Genomic DNA, 20,968 nt, shown 5'->3' on the forward strand with positions numbered 1-20,968 from the left:
ATTCAAAAAGGATTTTCAAGAAAATACCGTACAATATTCGCAAACACCAAAAAACAGCTGGGGTTTCAGCTGTTTTCTCATATTTTACTTTATTTAGTCAATAAAATGTTCGTTTTTATGCTCTGTTCAAGTTTTTCTGCACGCAAGCAACAACATCACTCACATTCTTCAACTCATCTATATCTTCGTCTGAAATTTCAATGCCAAATTCATCCTCCACAGTTAGAATAAATTCCATCAAATCAACAGAATCTGCCTGCAGGTCATCTTTCAAACTAAGTGTTTGAGAAACTTGAAATTCCTTTCCACGACTTTCCTGAATAATCTCTACAATTTTTTCGTAAATTTCTTGTTCTGTCATTTTGCCTCTCCCGAAAATTCATTTACTGCTTTTCCTACAACATCCGTTTCCAACATTGTACGAATTTGACGAATCGTGCTGTAAACCGCTTTTGCATCACTCGCTCCATGTGTTTTAACAACAGGTGCTTTCACTCCAAACAAAACAGCACCGCCTACATCAGAATAATTTAAACTACTCTTCAAAGACTTTAGACTATCTTTCAGTAACATTGCACCTAGTTTTGCTTTCCAGCCACCATCTAAAATAGATTTTTTAAGCTGGCTCATAATTCCCATGGCTGTTCCCTCCATGGCTTTCAACACAGCATTACCTGTAAATCCGTCCGCTACCACAACATCTGCTACATGATCCATTAAATCACGCGCTTCCACATTTCCAATAAAATTTAGCGAGGAGTCCGCTACTAACAAATCATACACTTCCTTACGAAGCGGATCACCCTTGCTCGCTTCTGTCCCATTGTTTAAAAGCCCTACGCGTGGTTGGTTGATTCCACGGACATTTTCAGCATAAAATGACCCTAAAATAGCATACTGATGCAAATGATGAGCTGTATTTTCCGCATTAGCCCCCAAATCCAACATATCAAAGCCTTTGCCATCTGTCGTTGGTAATGTGGACATCAATCCCGGACGATCAATATTCTTGATACGGCCAACAATGAAAAATCCCGCAGCCAGAAGCGCTCCCGTATTTCCGGCAGAAAGAACGGCATCAGCTTCTCCATCCTTTACTGCTTTTGCCGCTAGCACCATACTGGCATTTTTCTTCTTGCGAATTGCTTTAGTTGGCTCATCATCTGAATTGATTTTTTCATCTGTATGAACAATACGAACCCGCTCACTTGCCTTTAAATACTGCTTGATTTTTGCTTCATCTCCATAAAGGATGACTTCAATATCCGAAAAATCGTTCAGTGCTCGATTAACCCCCTCTACGACAGATTGTGGAGCATAATCGCCACCCATGGCATCAATTGCTATTTTTTTCATTTCGACTCCTTGTTCTTTAAAATTTCTCCCCAGTCTCCCAGAGAATCAATAAATTTTTTGGGCTTTAGATGAATCCCAACATATTCTTCATAAATTTGATCAATCACTTTTCGTAATTGTCGTTTTAACTCAGGATTCAAAGAAATGGTCTCCAATTCACTATATTGAACCGCTTGAAATTGGTCTAATAAATAAGGAATGTTGGGATCCAAATGACTCCGTCGCTCATCTTTGCCATAATGTTCCGGACATAAAACGCCATTATAAGTAAAGGAAAAATCAAACGGTAGCCCTACTCGGTGGCAAAAGCAGCATTCATGGAAATTCAAAGAAACACCAAAACGTGACAAAATTTGAATTTCAAAAATATTGGTCAGCACCTCATAATCCAAGCCCTGCTCCATCAATTCCAACGTTTTTTGCAAAAAAGCAAAGAGAGCCGAATCTATTTCATTATCCTGAATACTAGCGTCCGCTAGAGCTACCACATAAGTCGCATAAGCCATTGCAAACAAATCATGATTGATATGCTGGAAAGTCGTAACCTCTTGATAATCATCGATATAACTCAAACCGTCATCATTTATTTTCATCAAAAAATCGGCCACTACCAATGGTTGGATAACTGGATTCAACTTAGAATTTCTAGCATGTTTCACGAAAAACATTCGCTTACCAGCCTGCTCTGTGAAAATTTTGACCAGCTTATCATTTTCTCGGAAATTACGATTATAGAGAACCAAACCTTTACTTGTGATGGATTTCAGCATACTCCTCCATATATTCCTCAAGCCGTTTCATAGCTTCTTTTATCGTATCCATGCTGGCCGCATAAGAAAGACGTACATAACCTTCCCCATACTGACCAAAAGCAGCACCAGGAATGAAAGCAACTGCTTTTTTTTGTGCAAAATCCTTCAAAAAAGCAAAAGAATCTTGATTATAGCTAGCTGGAATTTTGGCAAAAATATAAAATGCACCATCTGGTTTGATAATCTTAAAACCCAGCTCCGTCATCTTTTCGATAATGTAATCGCGACGCTCAATATATTCCCTTTTCATTGGCTCTGCATCGTCTTTACCCGCTGTCAATGCCTCCACTCCTGCAAATTGAGCCATCGTGTTTGCGGCTGTCACCAAATATTGGTGACTTTTAATCAATTGAGCCGTAAAAGCAGCTGGGGCAAAGGTGAAACCTAGACGCCAGCCTGTCATCGCATGCGATTTAGACAAACCATTAATCACAATCGTTTGCTCTGGTAAAAATTCTGCAATAGATACATGTGGTTGCTCGGTATAAGTCAGCTCAGAATACACTTCATCGCAAACAACAAAGACATCATACTTTTTCAATACATCGGCTAACGCAGTCATTTGTTCTCGTGAATAAGTCACTCCTGTCGGATTAGCTGGATAATTTAAAATCACTGCTTTAAGCTGATTACCTTGCTCCAAGATAGCCTTTTCCAGCATTTCAGGCGTTAAAACAAAGTCATTGTCTGTCGTATCAATCTCGACAATTTCTGCTCCCACAAGATTAACAATCGGCTCATATCCCGGATAAGCAGGTGCAGGCAACAGTACCTTATCTCCTTCTTCTAAGATAACTGTCAACGTAGCAGACAGAGCTTCTGTCGCTCCAATTGTCACTAAAATTTCTGTTTCAGGGTCATAAGAAAGATTGTATTTTTCTTTCACAAATTGACTAGCTGCCTGACGCAATGCTAACAACCCACTCATGCCTGTATAATGACTCTCGTTTGCATCAATTGCTACTTTCGCAGCTTCTTTTACATGATCTGGAGTTGTAAAATCAGGCTCTCCCAATGTCAAACGAAGAACTCCAGGAATGCTCGAAATAGATTGATCAAATTGCCGAATCAAAGAAACTTCAATTTTATCTAAATTTTTGTTAAAACGTTTCGCCAAATCCATATCTTACCTCCAAAATCTGATAGAACTATTATACTATAAAACCTAAGTCATAGCAAAAATATCATAATATTGAGAAAATTCATCACTTATCATCTGATTGAAGCAAAAGAATCACTCCAGCTATCAGAGTGATTCCATTCTAGATTTCTTATTAAAGAGCTGTTAAAGTCTCAAATAATGGCGAAAGAGGACGTTTTTCATGGATACGTACAATTGCCTCTGCCAAAAGATGAGCAATCGAAATTTGTTCAATTTTATCAATTAAACGTTCTTCCGGCAAATAAATTGTATCTAACACGACCAATTTTTTAATCGCCGATTTCTGAATATTATCCATAGCAGGACCCGAAAGTACTGGATGAGTACAGCTTGCATAAACTTCTACCGCACCTGCCTCAGCAAGCGCATCAGCAGCATGGCAAATTGTCCCAGCTGTATCAATCATATCGTCAATTAAAATACAAGTTTTGCCTTCTACTTTACCGATGATATTCATCACCTCACTCGTATTCATCTTATCTACACTACGGCGCTTATCAATAATAGCAATCGGTGTTTTCAAAAATTCAGCTAATTTACGAGCACGCGTCACACCACCGTGGTCAGGGCTAACAACTACATAATCGCCACCTGTCATCCCACGACGTTCAAAATAATCCGCAATGAGAGGAGCCCCCATAAGATGATCTACTGGAATATCAAAAAATCCTTGAATTTGAGCCGCATGCAAATCAATTGTCAGCAAACGATCAACACCAGCCACTTGCAACATATTTGCAACTAATTTTGAAGTAATTGGCTCACGAGCACGTGCCTTTCGGTCTTGACGAGCATAGCCATAATAAGGCATTACAACATTGATTGATTCAGCACTTGCACGCTTTAAAGCATCCACCATGATTAAAATTTCCATCAAATTATCATTGACGGGCGAGCTCGTTGACTGCAAGATAAAAACATGTTTTCCGCGGATAGATTCTTCGATATTTACTTGGATCTCCCCATCAGAAAATTGACGCACAGTTGACTTTCCAAGCTCCATACCAATCTCTTGAGCAACGCGTTTAGCCAGTTCCTGGTTAGATGAAAGAGCAAAAAGCTTTAAATCAGAAAACGACATGATTTCCTCCAGTATTTATTCGTTTCTTTGTAAATCAGTTACAAATTTCTCCACTTAACATTGTAACCCTTTTTAGTGAATTTTTCAATTAAAAATAAAAAACGCAAGATGCGCTTTTTATCTTTATATTCATTAATTTGGATAGATGTAAGTAAATGAACCTTGTCCTGCAGCAGCTGGATTGAACCAACCACGATAATTTCCAATAGCTTGATTACCTGCATAATTTGCTTCAGATACTTGAATACTTGTAGCTGATTGAACAGCTGTTACAACAGCAACGTGTCCATAACCACCATCGTTCCATGAAATGATCGCACCTACTTGAGGTGTTGAACCTGTACGGAAACCAGCTGCAGCCGCACTTGCTGCCCATTGAGCCCCATTGCCCCAATAATCACCAGCCCACGGAGCTAATGTTTTTGCTCCCCATGTACATTGACCAACTGGATAAGTTGAAGCAGATGAACTATATGTAGGACGGCTCACAGTTCTAGTAGTAGTAGTTGCTGCTTGTTGCGTCACATTTGTTTGAGTTGGCGTAGCTGCTGCACCACTATTGTTGTTTACAGCTTGTACTTGTGCTGCCAAACTTGTATTAGCAGAAGAAGCTACAGCTTGTTCTTGCGCCGCTTGTTGTGCTTTATAAGCTGCTTCTTGTGCTGCTGCCTCTTCAGCTGCTTTTTGTGCCGCTGCTTTTTGTGCCAACAATGAGTTCTTTTCACCTTCAGCAGTTGCTTTTTCCGCAGCAAGATTCAACTGCGCTGCTTTTAGTTCAGCTTGCTTAGTAGACAATGTTTTTGCATCATTTGCAAGTGTTTGTTGATTTGCGATAACAGTATTTATCGCTTCATTATTTGCTACTTGTTTTTCAGAAATAGCTTTTTTATCTTGTTTTTGTTGTTCCAACATTTTATTGTTTGCTGAAACAATTTCGCTCATAGCAGAAACACGTGAAATAGCTTCTGTAATCGATTTTGAATTTACAATTGTATTGATATAGCTTGTAGCTGTACCGCTCGTTTGAGCACTACGTGCTTGATTAGCCAATGATTCATTACGCGCTACAATATTCTTAGACAACGTTTCGATTTCAGCCGATAATTTTGTTGATTCAGCTTGAAGTTTTTCGTTTTCAGCTTTCAATTTTTCTTGTTGAGATTGAATAGATGAAACTTGAGCTTGAATTTGATCTACTTGAGCTTGAGCTGATTTTTGTTGATCATTCAAACTATTAATTTTACTATCTTGTGCAGCAATCTTGTCATCAGTAGAATCTGCATGTACATTTACAAGAGATGCTCCCTGTGCAAGAACCATTGTACTTAATAAAATTGATGTAAGTAATTTTTTCTTCATAAACGATTATACTCCTATTCAATAAGACAATTATAAGTATAACAAAAAAAGGCGCTGAGTATGTTACGCCTTTATTACATTTCTATTTCCAATTCATCATAAAATCTTATCATAAATATATCTTCTCCAAAATTGGTTGAAGCAACAAAAAGAATAGTAAATTCGAGACCATTGTCGGAGCAATTGTATAAACGACAAAATCTGCAAAAGACATTTGAGCTAGATGGGTAACATTTGCCAAAGCGAACGTAGCCACCTCAAAGAAAAATACTAAAATGGCAACTGTTAAAAAACGACTAACTCGATTAGACATCAAAACAGAATTATATTTACTAATAACAATCCCCGCTAAAGGCAACAATAGTGTCGAAATGCCGATAATATGAAAATAATATGCATCATACAACAAACCAATTAACAGCAACATGATAAAATTAGTATTTTCTGAAAGATTTATCGAAATATACAAAATAAAGATAAGCAAAAGATGACTTAGTAAGTGGATATTATTTGGAAATAAATTAGTCAAAAGATTTGAAAGATGACCATCTACTAACATCACAACAAATAAAACCAAAAAGGGTAAAATGTAGCTTTTAAAAAATTTCATATCAATTTCCTACTAATGTCACCACACGAATATCTGACAAATCCGCACTTGGTTTTACGAAGACTTCTTTTGTTAAATAGTCCGATTTTTCAGTAACAGAAAGGACTGTTCCAACCGGAATATTAGGAATGTTGTACGTTCCTAAACCACTGGTCACAACTTTCTCACCTTTTTTAATGGTATCCGAACTATTTAACTGACTGATAATAAAAGCAGATTTTTCTTTACTGTAGCCAACAATCACACCATAAATTGTGCTTGTCTCCGTTTGAATTTTTACTGAAATATTATCAACATTTTTATTATTGGTTAAAAGATTTACTCGGCTAGAATGAGAAGCGACATCTTTCACACTACCAATCAAGCCACCATTTGCCACCGCTAGCATTGTATTTTGAATCCCATTTTGACGACCAGCGTTGACAGTTAATTCAGATAACCAAGAAACCGGCATACGCGTAATAACATCAGATGAAACCGTTTTTTTTGACTCATAAAGATTTTTCATTTCTAATAGCTGTCTTAATTGAGCATTTTCATCTTTTAATGAAGCTGAATCAGCAGATTGTTCTTCTGCTTTAAATAAAGCTTTTTTTAATTGCTTGTTTTCTTTATATGTCCGTGATAAATCAGTCAAATCCGATTTAACATCCGCCAAAAAATTAAATGGTTTTGAAACAATATTATCCAAAATAGAAACAACATTAGAAGTTGCATTCACTACACCTAAAGAACGAGTAGTAACTAAAAGTACAGAAGTTACGATTATCAAAATAGCAGTCATAATAATAAATTTGGATTTTTTCATACGATTCACTCTACTCCCACAATAGACACGCCAGATTCAACAGGTAACAGAAAAGGAGATAGCTACCGCTACACTCCTCAAATACGGAGAATGGGGGATTCGAACCCCCGCGCCAGTCACCCGACCTAACGATTTAGCAAACCGTCCTCTTCAGCCTCTTGAGTAATTCTCCAAAAATTATTATGGGCACGAGTGGACTCGAACCACCGACCTCACGCTTATCAGGCGTGCGCTCTAACCACCTGAGCTACGCGCCCAAGTCTAAAAACTTGGTATGGTTGAACATTTCTGTTCAAAGCGGGTGACGAGAATCGAACTCGCGACAACAGCTTGGAAGGCTGTAGTTTTACCACTAAACTACACCCGCTTAATCAATCAAATAATGGCGCGAGACGGAATCGAACCGCCGACACATGGAGCTTCAATCCATTGCTCTACCAACTGAGCTACCGAGCCTACCTATTGCGGGAGCAGGATTTGAACCTACGACCTTCGGGTTATGAGCCCGACGAGCTACCTAGCTGCTCCATCCCGCGTTATTCCTACTAAGGAGGATGTGGGATTCGAACCCACGCACGCTTTTACACGCCTGACGGTTTTCAAGACCGTTCCCTTCAGCCGGACTTGGGTAATCCTCCACATATAACAAAATGGACCTTGTAGGACTTGAACCTACGACCACTCGGTTATGAGCCGAGAGCTCTAACCAGCTGAGCTAAAGGTCCAACAAGATCAATTATAGCGGCGAAGGGGATCGAACCCCCGACCTCCCGGGTATGAACCGGACGCTCTAGCCAGCTGAGCTACACCGCCATAGCATCGGGAAGACAGGATTCGAACCTGCGACACCTTGGTCCCAAACCAAGTACTCTACCAAGCTGAGCTACTTCCCGTATGGATAGAAAAAATGAAGTCCTAGGAGACTTCTTTTCTATGCACCCTAGAGGAGTCGAACCTCTAACCGCCTGATTCGTAGTCAGGTACTCTATCCAGTTGAGCTAAGGGTGCTCTTTCTATGAATATAAATTTATTATATCACAAATACAAAAAAAGTCAAATCTATTTATGCACCCTAGAGGAGTCGAACCTCTAACCGCCTGATTCGTAGTCAGGTACTCTATCCAGTTGAGCTAAGGGTGCTCTTTCCTATGCCGAGGACCGGAATCGAACCGGTACGATTGTTTCCAATCGCAGGATTTTAAGTCCTGTGCGTCTGCCAGTTCCGCCACCCCGGCTTCCTCAAGCGAACGACGGGGTTCGAACCCGCGACCCCCACCTTGGCAAGGTGATGTTCTACCACTGAACTACGTTCGCATTCGCTTCTTTCCTTTAATGCCGGCTACATGACTTGAACACGCGACCCTCTGATTACAAATCAGATGCTCTACCAACTGAGCTAAGCCGGCTTATCTCCTATGCGGGTGAAGGGACTTGAACCCCCACGCCGTTAAGCGCCAGATCCTAAATCTGGTGCGTCTGCCAATTCCGCCACACCCGCCTGTGACTATGACCCGTACTGGGCTCGAACCAGTGACCCTTTGATTAAAAGTCAAATGCTCTACCAACTGAGCTAACGAGTCTCTCTAATGTATCTCTATACACTAAAACGGTCCCGACGGGAATCGAACCCGCGATCTTCGCCGTGACAGGGCGACGTGATAACCGCTACACTACGGGACCTATTCTTTCTAGAATTATGGGAGTTAACGGGATCGAACCGCTGACCCTCTGCTTGTAAGGCAGATGCTCTCCCAGCTGAGCTAAACTCCCAAAAAGGAAGTATCTCTACTTCCTATCCTTGCTAAGCGACTACCATATCTCACAGGGGGCAACCCCCAACTACTTCCGGCGTTCTAGGGCTTAACTTCTGTGTTCGGCATGGGTACAGGTGTATCTCCTAGGCTATCGTCACTTAACTGCTGAGTATCTAACACACTCAAAATTGAATAACGTCTCAAATTGTAAAAGATTTACCTCTACGCTATCTTTCTCAATGAAATTGTACTCCGGCTAAATCCTTACTAGATCTGCCTTCATTACTTAAGTAATTGTATTCGAACTAAAAAGCTAGTGATTTAGATAAATCCGCTTGAAGTCCCTATGACTTCTGCGCTGATTCCCTAAAATCATACGCTTTTCTTCACGTTCTCATTACTTCTTCTCGGATAAGTCCTCGAGCTATTAGTATTAGTCCGCTCCATTGCTCACACAACTTCCACTCCTAACCTATCTACCTGATCTTCTCTCAGGGCTCTTACTAACATAACGTTATGGGAAATCTCATCTTGAGGTGGGTTTCACACTTAGATGCTTTCAGCGTTTATCCCTTCCCTACATAGCTACCCAGCGATGCTCTTGGCAGAACAACTGGTACACCAGCGGTAAGTCCACTCTGGTCCTCTCGTACTAGGAGCAGATCCTCTCAAATTTCCTTCGCCCGCGACGGATAGGGACCGAACTGTCTCACGACGTTCTGAACCCAGCTCGCGTGCCGCTTTAATGGGCGAACAGCCCAACCCTTGGGACCGACTACAGCCCCAGGATGCGACGAGCCGACATCGAGGTGCCAAACCTCCCCGTCGATGTGAACTCTTGGGGGAGATAAGCCTGTTATCCCCAGGGTAGCTTTTATCCGTTGAGCGATGGCCCTTCCATACGGAACCACCGGATCACTAAGCCCGACTTTCGTCCCTGCTCGAGTTGTAGCTCTCGCAGTCAAGCTCCCTTATACCTTTACACTCTGCGATTGATTTCCAACCAATCTGAGGGAACCTTTGGGCGCCTCCGTTACTCTTTAGGAGGCGACCGCCCCAGTCAAACTGCCCGTCAGACACTGTCTCCGATAGGGATCACCTATCCGGGTTAGAGTGGCCATAACACAAGGGTAGTATCCCAACATCGCCTCCATCGAAACTGGCGTCCCGATCTCTTTGGCTCCTACCTATCCTGTACATGTGGCACAGACACTCAATATCAAACTGCAGTAAAGCTCCATGGGGTCTTTCCGTCCTGTCGCGGGTAACCTGCATCTTCACAGGTACTAAAATTTCACCGAGTCTCTCGTTGAGACAGTGCCCAAATCATTACGCCTTTCGTGCGGGTCGGAACTTACCCGACAAGGAATTTCGCTACCTTAGGACCGTTATAGTTACGGCCGCCGTTTACTGGGGCTTCAATTCATACCTTCGCGTTACCGCTAAGCACTCCTCTTAACCTTCCAGCACCGGGCAGGCGTCACCCCCTATACATCATCTTACGATTTAGCAGAGAGCTGTGTTTTTGATAAACAGTTGCTTGGGCCTATTCACTGCGGCTCAGTTACACTGAGCACCCCTTCTCCCGAAGTTACGGGGTCATTTTGCCGAGTTCCTTAACGAGAGTTCTCTCGATCACCTGAGGCTACTCGCCTCGACTACCTGTGTCGGTTTGCGGTACGGGTAGAGTATAAATTAACGCTAGAAGCTTTTCTTGGCAGTGTGACGTCGCTCACTTCGCTACTAAACTTCGCTCCCCATCACAGCTCAATGTTACAGATAGAAGCATTTGACTCCTATCACACCTCACTGCTTAGACGTGCTCTTCCATTCGCACGCTTGAGTTAGCCTACTGCGTCCCTCCTTCACTCTATACTCTAGTACAGGAATCTCTACCTGTTGGCCATCGGATACACCTTTCGGTCTCTCCTTAGGTCCCGACTAACCCAGGGCGGACGAGCCTTCCCCTGGAAACCTTAGTCTTACGGTGGACAGGATTCTCACCTGTCTTGCGCTACTCATACCGGCATTCTCACTTCTATGCGTTCCAGCGCTCCTCACGGTACACCTTCACCACACATAGAACGCTCTCCTACCATCCCCTAAAGGATCCACAGCTTCGGTAAATTGTTTTAGCCCCGGTACATTTTCGGCGCAGGGTCACTCGACTAGTGAGCTATTACGCACTCTTTGAATGAATAGCTGCTTCTAAGCTAACATCCTAGTTGTCTGTGCAACCCCACATCCTTTTCCACTTAACAATTATTTTGGGACCTTAGCTGGTGGTCTGGGCTGTTTCCCTTTCGACTACGGATCTTAGCACTCGCAGTCTGACTGCCGACCATAATTCATTGGCATTCGGAGTTTATCTGAGATTGGTAATCCGGGATGGACCCCTCACCCAAACAGTGCTCTACCTCCAAGAATCTTTCTGTCGACGCTAGCCCTAAAGCTATTTCGGAGAGAACCAGCTATCTCCAAGTTCGTTTGGAATTTCTCCGCTACCCACAAGTCATCCAAGCACTTTTCAACGTGCCCTGGTGCGGTCCTCCAGTGAGTTTTACCTCACCTTCAACCTGCTCATGGGTAGGTCACATGGTTTCGGGTCTACATCATGATACTATGCGCCCTCTTCAGACTCGGTTTCCCTACGGCTCCGTCTCTTCAACTTAACCTCGCATCATAACGTAACTCGCCGGTTCATTCTACAAAAGGCACGCTCTCACCCATTAACGGGCTCGAACTTGTTGTAGGCACACGGTTTCAGGTTCTCTTTCACTCCCCTCCCGGGGTGCTTTTCACCTTTCCCTCACGGTACTGGTTCACTATCGGTCACTAGGGAGTATTTAGGGTTGGGAGATGGTCCTCCCAGCTTCCGACGGGATTCCTCGTGTCCCGCCGTACTCAGGATCCTGCTAGGTATAAAGACTATTTAAAATACGAGGCTCTTACTCTCTCTGGCAACCTTTCCCAAGGTCTTCTTCTATAATCTTTAAGTCCACATCGCAGTCCTACAACCCCGAGAAGTAAACTTCTCGGTTTGCCCTCTTGCCCTTTCGCTCGCCGCTACTCAGGCAATCGCTTTTGCTTTCTCTTCCTGCAGCTACTTAGATGTTTCAGTTCACTGCGTCTTCCTCCTCATATCCTTAACAGATACGGGTAACAGGCATCTACCTGTTGGGTTCCCCCATTCGGACATCCCTGGATCTACGCTTACTTACAGCTCCCCAAGGCATTTCGTCGTTTGTCACGTCCTTCTTCGGCTCCTAGTGCCAAGGCATCCACCGTGCGCCCTTACTAACTTAACCTTATTTTTGACCTCTCAGTCATATACTCATTAATATTCACAGCGTTTTCGGTTTATTTTCTTGTTACTATTTGATATCGTTATTCAATTTTCAATGTGCTAAATTTAGGATAGTAAGAGACGGTTCGCTTGCGAAAACTTCTGTAGAAAAATAGGAAACTGACGCTGTGTTCCATGAACACAAGGAAGTTTATCTTTTTTCCTAAGAAGTTAGTCTCGTATTCAACTTCACTTCTTTATTAAGTTCAGTAGGATTCTATCCTAATGGAGCCTAGCGGGATCGAACCGCTGACCTCCTGCGTGCAAAGCAGGCGCTCTCCCAGCTGAGCTAAGGCCCCACAAGACCTCTCAAAACTAAACATGACGACCAATGGCTTCCGTTTTTTCCTTAGAAAGGAGGTGATCCAGCCGCACCTTCCGATACGGCTACCTTGTTACGACTTCACCCCAATCATCTATCCCACCTTAGGCGGCTGGCTCCTTACGGTTACCTCACCGACTTCGGGTGTTACAAACTCTCGTGGTGTGACGGGCGGTGTGTACAAGGCCCGGGAACGTATTCACCGCGGCGTGCTGATCCGCGATTACTAGCGATTCCGACTTCATGTAGGCGAGTTGCAGCCTACAATCCGAACTGAGACTGGCTTTCAGAGATTAGCTTGCCGTCACCGGCTTGCGACTCGTTGTACCAGCCATTGTAGCACGTGTGTAGCCCAGGTCATAAGGGGCATGATGATTTGACGTCATCCCCACCTTCCTCCGGTTTATTACCGGCAGTCTCGCTAGAGTGCCCAACTTAATGATGGCAACTAACAATAAGGGTTGCGCTCGTTGCGGGACTTAACCCAACATCTCACGACACGAGCTGACGACAACCATGCACCACCTGTCACCGATGTTCCGAAGAAACTTCCTATCTCTAGAAATAGCATCGGGATGTCAAGACCTGGTAAGGTTCTTCGCGTTGCTTCGAATTAAACCACATGCTCCACCGCTTGTGCGGGCCCCCGTCAATTCCTTTGAGTTTCAACCTTGCGGTCGTACTCCCCAGGCGGAGTGCTTAATGCGTTAGCTGCGGCACTGAGTCCCGGAAAGGACCCAACACCTAGCACTCATCGTTTACGGCGTGGACTACCAGGGTATCTAATCCTGTTCGCTCCCCACGCTTTCGAGCCTCAGCGTCAGTTACAGACCAGAGAGCCGCTTTCGCCACCGGTGTTCCTCCATATATCTACGCATTTCACCGCTACACATGGAATTCCACTCTCCCCTTCTGCACTCAAGTTAAACAGTTTCCAAAGCCTACAATGGTTGAGCCACTGCCTTTCACTTCAGACTTTTCTAACCGCCTGCGCTCGCTTTACGCCCAATAAATCCGGACAACGCTCGGGACCTACGTATTACCGCGGCTGCTGGCACGTAGTTAGCCGTCCCTTTCTGGTTAAGTACCGTCACAGTATGAACTTTCCATTCTCACACTCGTTCTTCCTTAACAACAGAGCTTTACGATCCGAAAACCTTCTTCACTCACGCGGCGTTGCTCGGTCAGGGTTCCCCCCATTGCCGAAGATTCCCTACTGCTGCCTCCCGTAGGAGTCTGGGCCGTGTCTCAGTCCCAGTGTGGCCGATCACCCTCTCAGGTCGGCTATGTATCGTCGCCTAGGTAGGCCATTACCCTACCTACTAGCTAATACAACGCAGGTCCATCTACTAGCGATGCAATTGCATCTTTCAAGCATCTAACATGTGTTACATACTGTTATGCGGTATTAGCTATCGTTTCCAATAGTTATCCCCCTCTAATAGGCAGGTTACCTACGCGTTACTCACCCGTTCGCAACTCACAGTCTATGGTGTAGCAAGCTACGGTATAAACTGTGCGTCCTACTTGCATGTATTAGGCACGCCGCCAGCGTTCGTCCTGAGCCAGGATCAAACTCTCATATAAAGTTTGAGCTCTCACTCATTTCTGTCACTGACAGATTTATTGTTTCTTCTTAATGTTTGACGGACTGTCTTTAAACAGTCGCCTGCACATTGGTTCGTCTTGTTCAGTTTTCAAAGGTCTTTGTCGCCACTCAAGCGACAACTATCTTAGTATATCACCTCCTCCTCTTCTTGTCAATACCTTTTTTCATCTTTTTTTATTTTTCTTGTTTTTTGTGACCTTTGAAAAAGAAAAGTTCTGACTTAGTTTAATCGCTATAGTCTTTTAAGTAGGCTCTTAATTCTCGAATCATCGCTTGGCGGCCTTTGAACCGTTCGTCGGCTAGTAAGCGCTCGTACTGTTCTTGTTTCTCTGGACTCAGTTGAGATTGGTAACTCTTTAGCTGGTCCCGGAGAATCACCAGTTCATCCAGATACAACTCTTTCAGGCTGAGCTTGTGACCAATCTCGCTCACTTCTTCATAAGCTTGTCGGTCGAGTTTGCGTTTTTGGCTTTCCTGTTTACGGAGGATGTCCAGGATATGATTGCGGAACTTGGTCTTATAGTAAACATAGAGCTGATGATCTTCTTCTACTAGCTGCGGATAGCGACTCACCAACTGATAGAGCACCAACATGCCCTCTTGTTCCCAATCGCTTAATTCCCACAGGTGGACATAATATTCCCTCCGACACTTCAGCACAATTCCTCTCACCTTGCCATATAACTCCTTGAACTCCATTTCCTTCTCCTTCCTTGCTCTTACCTCTTAAGGATAGCATGAAGGAGAACCCTTTGGTTTTCTGGTAGCTATTCTACTCTTTTTGGTTTCTATTTCGTACTTCTTAATACACCTATCTATCTCTTCAGGTACTTTTACATACTTTTCAGCGGATAATGTTAAAACCCTCTGATTTTAAATCAAAGAGTTTTAACATTTTATAATTTATTCTGGTTTTTGCTCTTCCATTTGAGATTTCACTTCATCATAGCTCAAAGCATGTGAAGAACTTGCATTTGGTTCATCAGGCATTTCGCCAGTTTCATATAATGATTTGATTTGATGACTATCAAGTGTTTCGTATTTAAGAAGAGCTTCCGCAATTAATTTATGCTTTTCGCGATTTGATTGGATAATTTCTGCTGCTTTGTTGCGCGCTTCATTAAGCAAATTACGAACTTCTTCATCAATTTCATATGCAGTTTGCTCTGAAATTGATTTTTGTGGGCTCGCAGCGCCAAACATCGCATGGTTTCCTTCATATTGAACCGGACCGAGTTTTTCACTCATACCATACTCTGTTACCATCGCACGTGCCATTTGTGTAGCTTGTTCAAAGTCATTTGAAGCACCTGTAGTTTGGACGTTAAAAATAATTTCTTCAGCAACACGTCCCCCCATAAGTCCTGCCAATTGCTCTTTCATATCTTCTTTAGATAAAAGAGTCTGATCTTCTTTCGGAAGAGCAATCATATATCCACCTGCACGACCACGAGGTACAATGGTTACCTTGTGAACGACACGTGCATTTGATAAAACAAGACCAACAATCGTATGTCCTGCCTCATGATAAGCGACAATTTGCCGATCACGTTGTGAAACTGTCTTATCTTTTTTAGACGGTCCTGCAATAACACGATCTTCTGCTTCATCTATATCGGAAGCATCAATAACTTTTTTATTTCGACGCGCTGCGACAAGAGCCGCTTCATTTAACACATTTTCCAAATCAGCACCAACAAAACCAGGCGTTTGTTGAGCAACTAGTTTTAAGTCAACATCTTCAGCAAGAGGTTTATTTCTAGCATGAACACGAAGGATAGCTTCACGACCTTTTACATCTGGTTGCCCAACAAGAACTTTACGGTCAAATCGACCAGGACGCAGAAGCGCCGGATCTAGCACATCACTACGGTTTGTTGCTGCAATAACAATAATTCCTTCATTACCTTCAAAACCATCCATCTCAATCAGAAGTTGATTAAGGGTTTGTTCGCGTTCATCGTTTCCTCCGCCAAGTCCAACTCCACGTTGACGACCAACAGCATCAATTTCATCAATAAAAATAATCGCTGGGGCTGCTTTTTTTGCATCTTCAAAAAGAGAGCGAACACGGCTAGCACCGACACCGACAAACATTTCAACGAAATCTGAACCTGAAATACTAAAGAATGGAACACCTGCTTCTCCAGCAACAGCTTTAGCAAGAAGGGTTTTACCAGTTCCTGGAGGACCTTCAAGAAGAACACCAGCTGGTATACGAGCCCCTAGTTTTGTATAACGTTTAGGATCTTTTAAAAATTCAACAACTTCAACTAATTCTTGTTTTTCTTCTTCCGCACCTGCTACATCAGAAAAACGTACTTTTATATCTTCTTTGTTTGTCGCACGCGCTTTATTACGTCCAAAGCTCATGGCTCCACGCGCTCCACCGCCTCCACCTTGATTCATCATAGAGAACAGGAAGAAAGCAAAGATGGCAAATGGCACCAGAGTTGTCAGCACTTGAATCCAAACACCACTTGAACTTTCACGTTTAATGGTGATTTCAGTTCCTTTATCTGAAGCTAATTTTTGTAATTCAGCTACCGTTAAGTCTGAAGGTAGAATAACACTAGTAAAGCGGCTTACAGAGGTAGAAGAAGGAGTAAAAAACTGAATACCACTATTATCCTTTACCTTCTTTTCTTTCTTATAAGTACCTGCAACTTCAATAACACTACCATTTGGCTGATAGCTAATATCCTTTACATTTCCATTTCTAATTTCTTTAACTAACTCAGTATAGTTAATTTGTTGACTGCGACCTACAGAACTTCCAGCTGAAAAATACTGAAAACCTGTAATAACAACAACAATGATTAAAATATATAGGAAAGGATTTTTTATAAAACCATTATTTTGTTTATTTTTCATCTATCTATCAATATACCTTTTTATTTTGTATAAACTTCTTCTTTTAAAACCCCTACATATGGTAGATTTCGATAGTTTTCATCAAAATCTAGACCATAACCAACTACAAATTCATTTGGAATTGTAAAACATGTGTAATCCGCTTCAATATCAACTTTTCGTCCTGCCGGCTTGTCTAAAAGTGTAGCAATTTTAACAGACGCAGCTTTTTTCTCCCTAAATAATTCACACAGACTTTTCAATGTTTTTCCCGTATCAATAATATCTTCGACAAAAAGAATATGACGTCCAGCAATATCTTGATCAATATCTTTAATAATATTGATAACACCACTACTAGATGTTCCACCATGATAGCTTGACACTAACATAAAATCCATTTCAATATGGGTATCAACATACTTTATCAACTCTGCCATAAAAGGAATGGAACCTTTTAGAATTCCTACAAAAATAGGATTTTTCCCTGCATAATCACTAGTTAATTGAGCTCCTAAATTTTGTGCTGCTGCCACGATCTCATCATGTGAAACCAAAACTTTCTTAATATCTTGTTCTAGCATCTTCTTTACCTATCTAAATTTTGAATATAAAGTTTGTTATACATTATATCATTTTTTTGACTCTTACTCAAATCACATGTTACGATTCCAGCAATTGCTAAGATTTCCCCATTTTGCTCAATAATAATAGCATTTTTTCTTTGATCTATAGGGATTTTTTGATCAATAAAGTAACGACGAAGCTTTTTATGGTGTTGGTTCAAGATAATTTCATCTTGTTCTTTTCTATGTCGAAGTAAAATTTCTGTTTCACGTGAAACAAATACTTCTTGGATGTTTTTTTCATGAAGCTCTTTTCCAAAAGAAAAGCGATAATTACCATATTCCACAATATCGTTATATTTTAACAAAATTGAATCCACTTTTAAATCAGACTGTGGACTGATTTTACGAATCTCAAAGGAATCATAATTTTTATAGAGTTCGTAACCCGCTTTAAGTGGTTGCTGATAATTAGATTGCTTGTTCAAGATTGCTAAAATATCAGAAAACTGTGCTTTACTGAGCTGCAAATCAGGAAATTTCTTTAAATAAGCCTGTAGCAAAAAACTTTGCACAGAGTAAGGTTGAGATTGAAATTCCTGCAGATTCGTCGCTACAATATTTTTAGTTAAATATGCTAATGCATCTTGCATTTGAGAAATTTCTGTTCCCAATTCTATTAAATGCTTCCTGAACTGCGGATTTTCTTGTTCTAACAATGGAAAATACTCATTTCGAATTCGATTGCGCAAATAATGGTTCTCTTGATTTGTCCAATCCTCAAAATGAAAAATAGGAGGGAAATTTGATTTTTGAAAAGAAAGCAACGGTCTTATCAATTCTCCATTTGCAAATTTTTGTTTTTCTTTCATTCCTGAAATATGAAATAAACGGCTGCCACGAAGAATTCTCATAAAAATCGTTTCTGCTTGGTCATCAGCATGGTGTGCTGTCACCAAAGCTGTGCAATTTTCTTCTAACATAATTTTTTTGAAAAAAGCATAGCGAAAATCACGCGCTTTTTGTTCTGAGAATGGTCCAGAAAAACTTGATGTAAAAATGCTTACACCAAGTTTCGTTGCTATTTTTTTTAATTCTTCTTCCTCAAAATCAGATTCTTCTCTCACTCCATGATTAACATGAGCAAGGTAGATTTCTATTTCTAGTTTTTCGCGATATTTATAAAGCCAGTCAAGCAAAGTCATAGAATCTAGTCCACCAGAAATAGCAAGTAAAACTTTTCTATGATGTCTGAAATAGCTTTTTTTTTGCACCATTTGAAAAAATTGTTGTTCTATCATTTTAAAACCTCATAAATATCATCTGCAATTTTAGAAATGGTGTCATAATCAGCATGATTTGTAAAAATAGACAGAACAAAAGGAGAATTAGCATAAACAATTGCAACATCATGCTTAAAATCATAAGCATCCCCAATTTTATGAGCTACTTTTACATTTATATTCTTAGAAATACGCTGTCCATCAAAATTTGTTTGTGATAGTGCATTGATAATGTCCCCGTTTTGTTCATAGATAGCTTCCATCACATTTCCTGCCATCCTTGCTGAAGCATCGCGTTTTTCCACATCCCATTTTTTTCCAGCAATTTGCTCAATTGTTGCTTGATAAGTGCTGTCAGATTGATTAGTAATATAATATCCTAAAATATTTGTAGCTGCATTATCTGATTCTTTTGCAATATGGTTCATCAAATCCTGAATGCTGTAGGACTTATTATCTGATTTTTTAGAAATGCTTCCACTACCTTCTGTATCATAAGCACCTGAATAGTCATTTACAGCAGGAATATATTTTAAACCAGAAGATGATTTGTATTTTCCTTCATTTAATTGCTTCTGAGCGTAATAAAGAATAGGAAGTTTTGCCACACTAGCAGAATACATTTCCAAATCTGGATTTATACCAGCAGTTTTTCCAGAATCTAATTGTTTTACATAGATAGAATAGTCTACTTTATTATACTTGCTTGTTAAAATCTCTTGAACTTTATCCATACGATTATCTGTATCAGACAAGTATTTCACATCAATCCAACCTTTGCCTTCAACATGAGCATATTTTCCTGATGCTGTCTCAGCAAGTTGGGTCACTTTCACCGAATGATAAGAAGATAAATTCGTCTTAACTTCCTTTGTTCCATTTACAAAAGGTTGATTGTAAACTACAAATGATGGTCTAAGCCACATTGTTTGAGAAATATCTGCACTAGATTGGACAACATCATCATAAATCATTCGTTTATCAGCAGGAACAAATTGCCCATTTACGAGTTTAAAAACTGGGAGTCCTTGTTCATTGACTTGTAAGTCAGAAAGTTTAATTGATGTATTCGGAGTTAAACTCCCAGCAACTTTTTCTAAATTTAAGGACGTATAAGTTGGAATTTGCTCATAAACATTTGGATTGGTTGGAAGATCCGTGTAGTAGTTACTGTAGATCGTACTAGTAATTTCATACTGTTGCTTTGCAGTCAATTCGACATCTTGTTCCGTACTTACTACTACTTTTGCAGTAAAAAATGCTGGCAACAATAATAGAAATAGCAACTTACGCATGCTCTCCCCTTTCCTTTTTAGTCTCTTCTAATTTTAAAGCCTGATTCTTTCTGGATAATTCTTCTAATTTTTCATCAGAAAACTCCAAAAATTGTTCAATCGTTTTTAATAAATTTTCCATCCTTACTGTGGCAACAATCCTGGGATTGTATAGATATATTCCCCTTGTTTAGAATAATAATATTTAGCACGTGCATATTTAGCAGCATATTCTTCATCTTTTAATTTATTAGCAAAAGCTTTTTGAGATTCTTTTTCGTTGCTTATTTCTTCGTATCTCTTTTGTAGATGCATCAATTGTGTTCGACGTTCTAATAAATTTCGATAGCTTTGAACCAAATTAAATGTCGGTAAAATAAACAATAAGATGACTAAAATCAACACCCAACCCATAAAGCGATTCTTTTTTCTTCTTTCTTGCTCTAAATAACGGCGATGTTGGTTTTCATCTTGTATATAGCGATTATTTAATTGAACAATATTTCTAGCCATCTACTTCTACCTTTGTTTCTTTTATAATTTCGTACATTTTAGTGGCATCTTCTTTTTTAGTACTGTCTTTCATTTCTAGAACACGAACTAATAAAATTTTATTTCCAAAACGAATCTCTATTTCATCATTGATTTTTAAATCTGTTGAACTTTTAGCTAAAATTCCATTTACTTTAATTCTTCCTTTATCGGCCACCTCTTTAGCAATAGGACGACGTTTTATAATACGGGATACTTTTAAATATTTATCTAATCTCATA

Annotated in this window: 16 protein-coding genes, 19 tRNA genes and 3 rRNA genes; all 38 read right to left on the minus strand. The window is 40.8% G+C overall.

Features of this window, described 5'->3' with window-relative positions:
* Window positions 1-115: 115 nt before the first annotated feature.
* The 38 genes from EL079_RS07165 to EL079_RS07350 all read right to left on the minus strand — a co-directional run bounded on the left by EL079_RS07165 (window position 116) and on the right by EL079_RS07350 (window position 20,967).
* Entirely contained in the window at window positions 116-361 is a 246-nt protein-coding gene (locus EL079_RS07165; RefSeq protein WP_003032071.1) for an acyl carrier protein, read from the minus strand.
* Window positions 358-1,356, minus strand: coding sequence for a phosphate acyltransferase PlsX (gene plsX, locus EL079_RS07170; RefSeq protein ID WP_003032056.1), 999 nt, complete (start codon window positions 1,354-1,356; stop codon window positions 358-360). The genes EL079_RS07165 and plsX overlap by 4 nt, the downstream gene beginning before the upstream one ends.
* A complete protein-coding gene (recO, locus tag EL079_RS07175; RefSeq protein WP_003032065.1) occupies window positions 1,353-2,126 on the minus strand; it encodes a DNA repair protein RecO in 774 nt (257 codons plus the stop codon). Before recO ends, plsX begins: the two co-directional genes overlap by 4 nt.
* Window positions 2,104-3,291: a pyridoxal phosphate-dependent aminotransferase gene (locus tag EL079_RS07180; protein WP_003032048.1), complete on the minus strand. Its 1,188-nt coding sequence runs from the start codon at window positions 3,289-3,291 to the stop codon at window positions 2,104-2,106. The genes recO and EL079_RS07180 overlap by 23 nt, the downstream gene beginning before the upstream one ends.
* Window positions 3,292-3,442: 151 nt before the next feature.
* Window positions 3,443-4,411 carry a ribose-phosphate diphosphokinase gene (locus EL079_RS07185; protein ID WP_003032055.1) on the minus strand — a complete coding sequence of 323 codons (969 nt, stop codon included), beginning with the start codon at window positions 4,409-4,411 and terminating at the stop codon, window positions 3,443-3,445.
* Between the two features lie 132 nt (window positions 4,412-4,543).
* Window positions 4,544-5,770, minus strand: a complete 1,227-nt coding sequence (gene pcsB / locus EL079_RS07190; protein WP_003032078.1) for a peptidoglycan hydrolase PcsB — start codon at window positions 5,768-5,770, stop codon at window positions 4,544-4,546.
* 109 nt (window positions 5,771-5,879) lie between these two features.
* Window positions 5,880-6,380, minus strand: coding sequence for a rod shape-determining protein MreD (mreD, locus tag EL079_RS07195; RefSeq protein ID WP_003032067.1), 501 nt, complete (start codon window positions 6,378-6,380; stop codon window positions 5,880-5,882).
* Window position 6,381: 1 nt separating this feature from the next.
* A complete protein-coding gene (mreC, locus tag EL079_RS07200; protein ID WP_003032040.1) occupies window positions 6,382-7,188 on the minus strand; it encodes a rod shape-determining protein MreC in 807 nt (268 codons plus the stop codon).
* Between the two features lie 84 nt (window positions 7,189-7,272).
* Window positions 7,273-7,360 (minus strand) — tRNA-Ser (locus EL079_RS07205).
* A gap of 11 nt (window positions 7,361-7,371) precedes the next feature.
* Window positions 7,372-7,445: transfer RNA gene (locus EL079_RS07210), tRNA-Ile, on the minus strand.
* A gap of 39 nt (window positions 7,446-7,484) precedes the next feature.
* Window positions 7,485-7,555 (minus strand) — tRNA-Gly (locus tag EL079_RS07215).
* A gap of 16 nt (window positions 7,556-7,571) precedes the next feature.
* Window positions 7,572-7,644 (minus strand) — tRNA-Phe (locus EL079_RS07220).
* A 6-nt stretch (window positions 7,645-7,650) separates the two neighbouring features.
* A tRNA-Met gene (locus EL079_RS07225) sits at window positions 7,651-7,724 on the minus strand.
* 12 nt (window positions 7,725-7,736) lie between these two features.
* Window positions 7,737-7,826 (minus strand) — tRNA-Ser (locus EL079_RS07230).
* Window positions 7,827-7,839: 13 nt separating this feature from the next.
* Window positions 7,840-7,913 (minus strand) — tRNA-Ile (locus EL079_RS07235).
* Window positions 7,914-7,927: 14 nt separating this feature from the next.
* Window positions 7,928-8,001, minus strand: a tRNA-Met gene (locus tag EL079_RS07240).
* 6 nt (window positions 8,002-8,007) lie between these two features.
* A tRNA-Pro gene (locus tag EL079_RS07245) sits at window positions 8,008-8,081 on the minus strand.
* 41 nt (window positions 8,082-8,122) lie between these two features.
* Window positions 8,123-8,196, minus strand: a tRNA-Arg gene (locus tag EL079_RS07250).
* A 58-nt stretch (window positions 8,197-8,254) separates the two neighbouring features.
* A tRNA-Arg gene (locus tag EL079_RS07255) sits at window positions 8,255-8,328 on the minus strand.
* 9 nt (window positions 8,329-8,337) lie between these two features.
* A tRNA-Leu gene (locus EL079_RS07260) sits at window positions 8,338-8,423 on the minus strand.
* Between the two features lie 7 nt (window positions 8,424-8,430).
* Window positions 8,431-8,502: transfer RNA gene (locus EL079_RS07265), tRNA-Gly, on the minus strand.
* A gap of 19 nt (window positions 8,503-8,521) precedes the next feature.
* A tRNA-Thr gene (locus tag EL079_RS07270) sits at window positions 8,522-8,594 on the minus strand.
* Window positions 8,595-8,604: 10 nt separating this feature from the next.
* Window positions 8,605-8,686: transfer RNA gene (locus tag EL079_RS07275), tRNA-Leu, on the minus strand.
* Between the two features lie 9 nt (window positions 8,687-8,695).
* A tRNA-Lys gene (locus EL079_RS07280) sits at window positions 8,696-8,768 on the minus strand.
* Between the two features lie 27 nt (window positions 8,769-8,795).
* Window positions 8,796-8,868: transfer RNA gene (locus EL079_RS07285), tRNA-Asp, on the minus strand.
* A 17-nt stretch (window positions 8,869-8,885) separates the two neighbouring features.
* Window positions 8,886-8,958 (minus strand) — tRNA-Val (locus tag EL079_RS07290).
* A 30-nt stretch (window positions 8,959-8,988) separates the two neighbouring features.
* Window positions 8,989-9,104 (minus strand): 5S ribosomal RNA (gene rrf / locus EL079_RS07295).
* Window positions 9,105-9,349: 245 nt separating this feature from the next.
* A 23S ribosomal RNA gene (locus EL079_RS07300) occupies window positions 9,350-12,250 on the minus strand.
* Window positions 12,251-12,514: 264 nt separating this feature from the next.
* A tRNA-Ala gene (locus tag EL079_RS07305) sits at window positions 12,515-12,587 on the minus strand.
* A 54-nt stretch (window positions 12,588-12,641) separates the two neighbouring features.
* Window positions 12,642-14,197: ribosomal RNA gene (locus EL079_RS07310) — 16S ribosomal RNA — on the minus strand.
* The 16S, 23S and 5S rRNA genes sit together here with 19 tRNA genes alongside, the layout of an rRNA operon.
* 247 nt (window positions 14,198-14,444) lie before the next feature.
* A complete protein-coding gene (locus EL079_RS07315) occupies window positions 14,445-14,918 on the minus strand; it encodes a sigma-70 RNA polymerase sigma factor region 4 domain-containing protein (protein WP_003030979.1) in 474 nt (157 codons plus the stop codon).
* A gap of 204 nt (window positions 14,919-15,122) precedes the next feature.
* Window positions 15,123-17,093: an ATP-dependent zinc metalloprotease FtsH gene (gene ftsH / locus EL079_RS07320; protein ID WP_003029496.1), complete on the minus strand. Its 1,971-nt coding sequence runs from the start codon at window positions 17,091-17,093 to the stop codon at window positions 15,123-15,125.
* A 20-nt stretch (window positions 17,094-17,113) separates the two neighbouring features.
* The gene (gene hpt / locus EL079_RS07325) at window positions 17,114-17,656 is read right to left on the minus strand and encodes a hypoxanthine phosphoribosyltransferase (RefSeq protein WP_003032451.1); all 543 of its coding nucleotides are present in this window, start codon (window positions 17,654-17,656) and stop codon (window positions 17,114-17,116) included.
* Window positions 17,657-17,661: 5 nt separating this feature from the next.
* Window positions 17,662-18,939: a tRNA lysidine(34) synthetase TilS gene (gene tilS, locus EL079_RS07330; RefSeq protein ID WP_018543652.1), complete on the minus strand. Its 1,278-nt coding sequence runs from the start codon at window positions 18,937-18,939 to the stop codon at window positions 17,662-17,664.
* Window positions 18,936-20,216, minus strand: coding sequence for a serine hydrolase (locus EL079_RS07335; RefSeq protein WP_018543653.1), 1,281 nt, complete (start codon window positions 20,214-20,216; stop codon window positions 18,936-18,938). Before EL079_RS07335 ends, tilS begins: the two co-directional genes overlap by 4 nt.
* The gene (locus tag EL079_RS09940) at window positions 20,209-20,337 is read right to left on the minus strand and encodes an SP_0009 family protein (protein ID WP_003026834.1); all 129 of its coding nucleotides are present in this window, start codon (window positions 20,335-20,337) and stop codon (window positions 20,209-20,211) included. The genes EL079_RS07335 and EL079_RS09940 overlap by 8 nt, the downstream gene beginning before the upstream one ends.
* A 2-nt stretch (window positions 20,338-20,339) precedes the next feature.
* On the minus strand, window positions 20,340-20,708 hold the full coding sequence (locus EL079_RS07345) for a septum formation initiator family protein (RefSeq protein ID WP_003029503.1): 369 nt from the start codon (window positions 20,706-20,708) through the stop codon (window positions 20,340-20,342).
* A complete protein-coding gene (locus tag EL079_RS07350) occupies window positions 20,701-20,967 on the minus strand; it encodes an RNA-binding S4 domain-containing protein (protein WP_003029504.1) in 267 nt (88 codons plus the stop codon). Before EL079_RS07350 ends, EL079_RS07345 begins: the two co-directional genes overlap by 8 nt.
* Between the last annotated feature and the right edge of the window lies 1 nt (window position 20,968).

Origin of the sequence: Streptococcus anginosus (assembly GCF_900636475.1) — a bacterium.
Classification (GTDB): domain Bacteria; phylum Bacillota; class Bacilli; order Lactobacillales; family Streptococcaceae; genus Streptococcus; species Streptococcus anginosus.

Bases quoted from the DNA above. Each gene is read 5' to 3' on its own strand.
- EL079_RS07165 (WP_003032071.1), bottom strand. From the start codon at position 361: ATGACAGAACAAGAAATTTACGAAAAAATTGTAGAGATTATTCAGGAA.
- plsX (WP_003032056.1), bottom strand. From the start codon at position 1,356: ATGAAAAAAATAGCAATTGATGCCATGGGTGGCGATTATGCTCCACAA.
- recO (WP_003032065.1), bottom strand. From the start codon at position 2,126: ATGCTGAAATCCATCACAAGTAAAGGTTTGGTTCTCTATAATCGTAAT.
- EL079_RS07180 (WP_003032048.1), bottom strand. From the start codon at position 3,291: ATGGATTTGGCGAAACGTTTTAACAAAAATTTAGATAAAATTGAAGTT.
- EL079_RS07185 (WP_003032055.1), bottom strand. From the start codon at position 4,411: ATGTCGTTTTCTGATTTAAAGCTTTTTGCTCTTTCATCTAACCAGGAA.
- pcsB (WP_003032078.1), bottom strand. From the start codon at position 5,770: ATGAAGAAAAAATTACTTACATCAATTTTATTAAGTACAATGGTTCTT.
- mreD (WP_003032067.1), bottom strand. From the start codon at position 6,380: ATGAAATTTTTTAAAAGCTACATTTTACCCTTTTTGGTTTTATTTGTT.
- mreC (WP_003032040.1), bottom strand. From the start codon at position 7,188: ATGAAAAAATCCAAATTTATTATTATGACTGCTATTTTGATAATCGTA.
- EL079_RS07315 (WP_003030979.1), bottom strand. From the start codon at position 14,918: ATGGAGTTCAAGGAGTTATATGGCAAGGTGAGAGGAATTGTGCTGAAG.
- ftsH (WP_003029496.1), bottom strand. From the start codon at position 17,093: ATGAAAAATAAACAAAATAATGGTTTTATAAAAAATCCTTTCCTATAT.
- hpt (WP_003032451.1), bottom strand. From the start codon at position 17,656: ATGCTAGAACAAGATATTAAGAAAGTTTTGGTTTCACATGATGAGATC.
- tilS (WP_018543652.1), bottom strand. From the start codon at position 18,939: ATGATAGAACAACAATTTTTTCAAATGGTGCAAAAAAAAAGCTATTTC.
- EL079_RS07335 (WP_018543653.1), bottom strand. From the start codon at position 20,216: ATGCGTAAGTTGCTATTTCTATTATTGTTGCCAGCATTTTTTACTGCA.
- EL079_RS09940 (WP_003026834.1), bottom strand. From the start codon at position 20,337: ATGGAAAATTTATTAAAAACGATTGAACAATTTTTGGAGTTTTCTGAT.
- EL079_RS07345 (WP_003029503.1), bottom strand. From the start codon at position 20,708: ATGGCTAGAAATATTGTTCAATTAAATAATCGCTATATACAAGATGAA.
- EL079_RS07350 (WP_003029504.1), bottom strand. From the start codon at position 20,967: ATGAGATTAGATAAATATTTAAAAGTATCCCGTATTATAAAACGTCGT.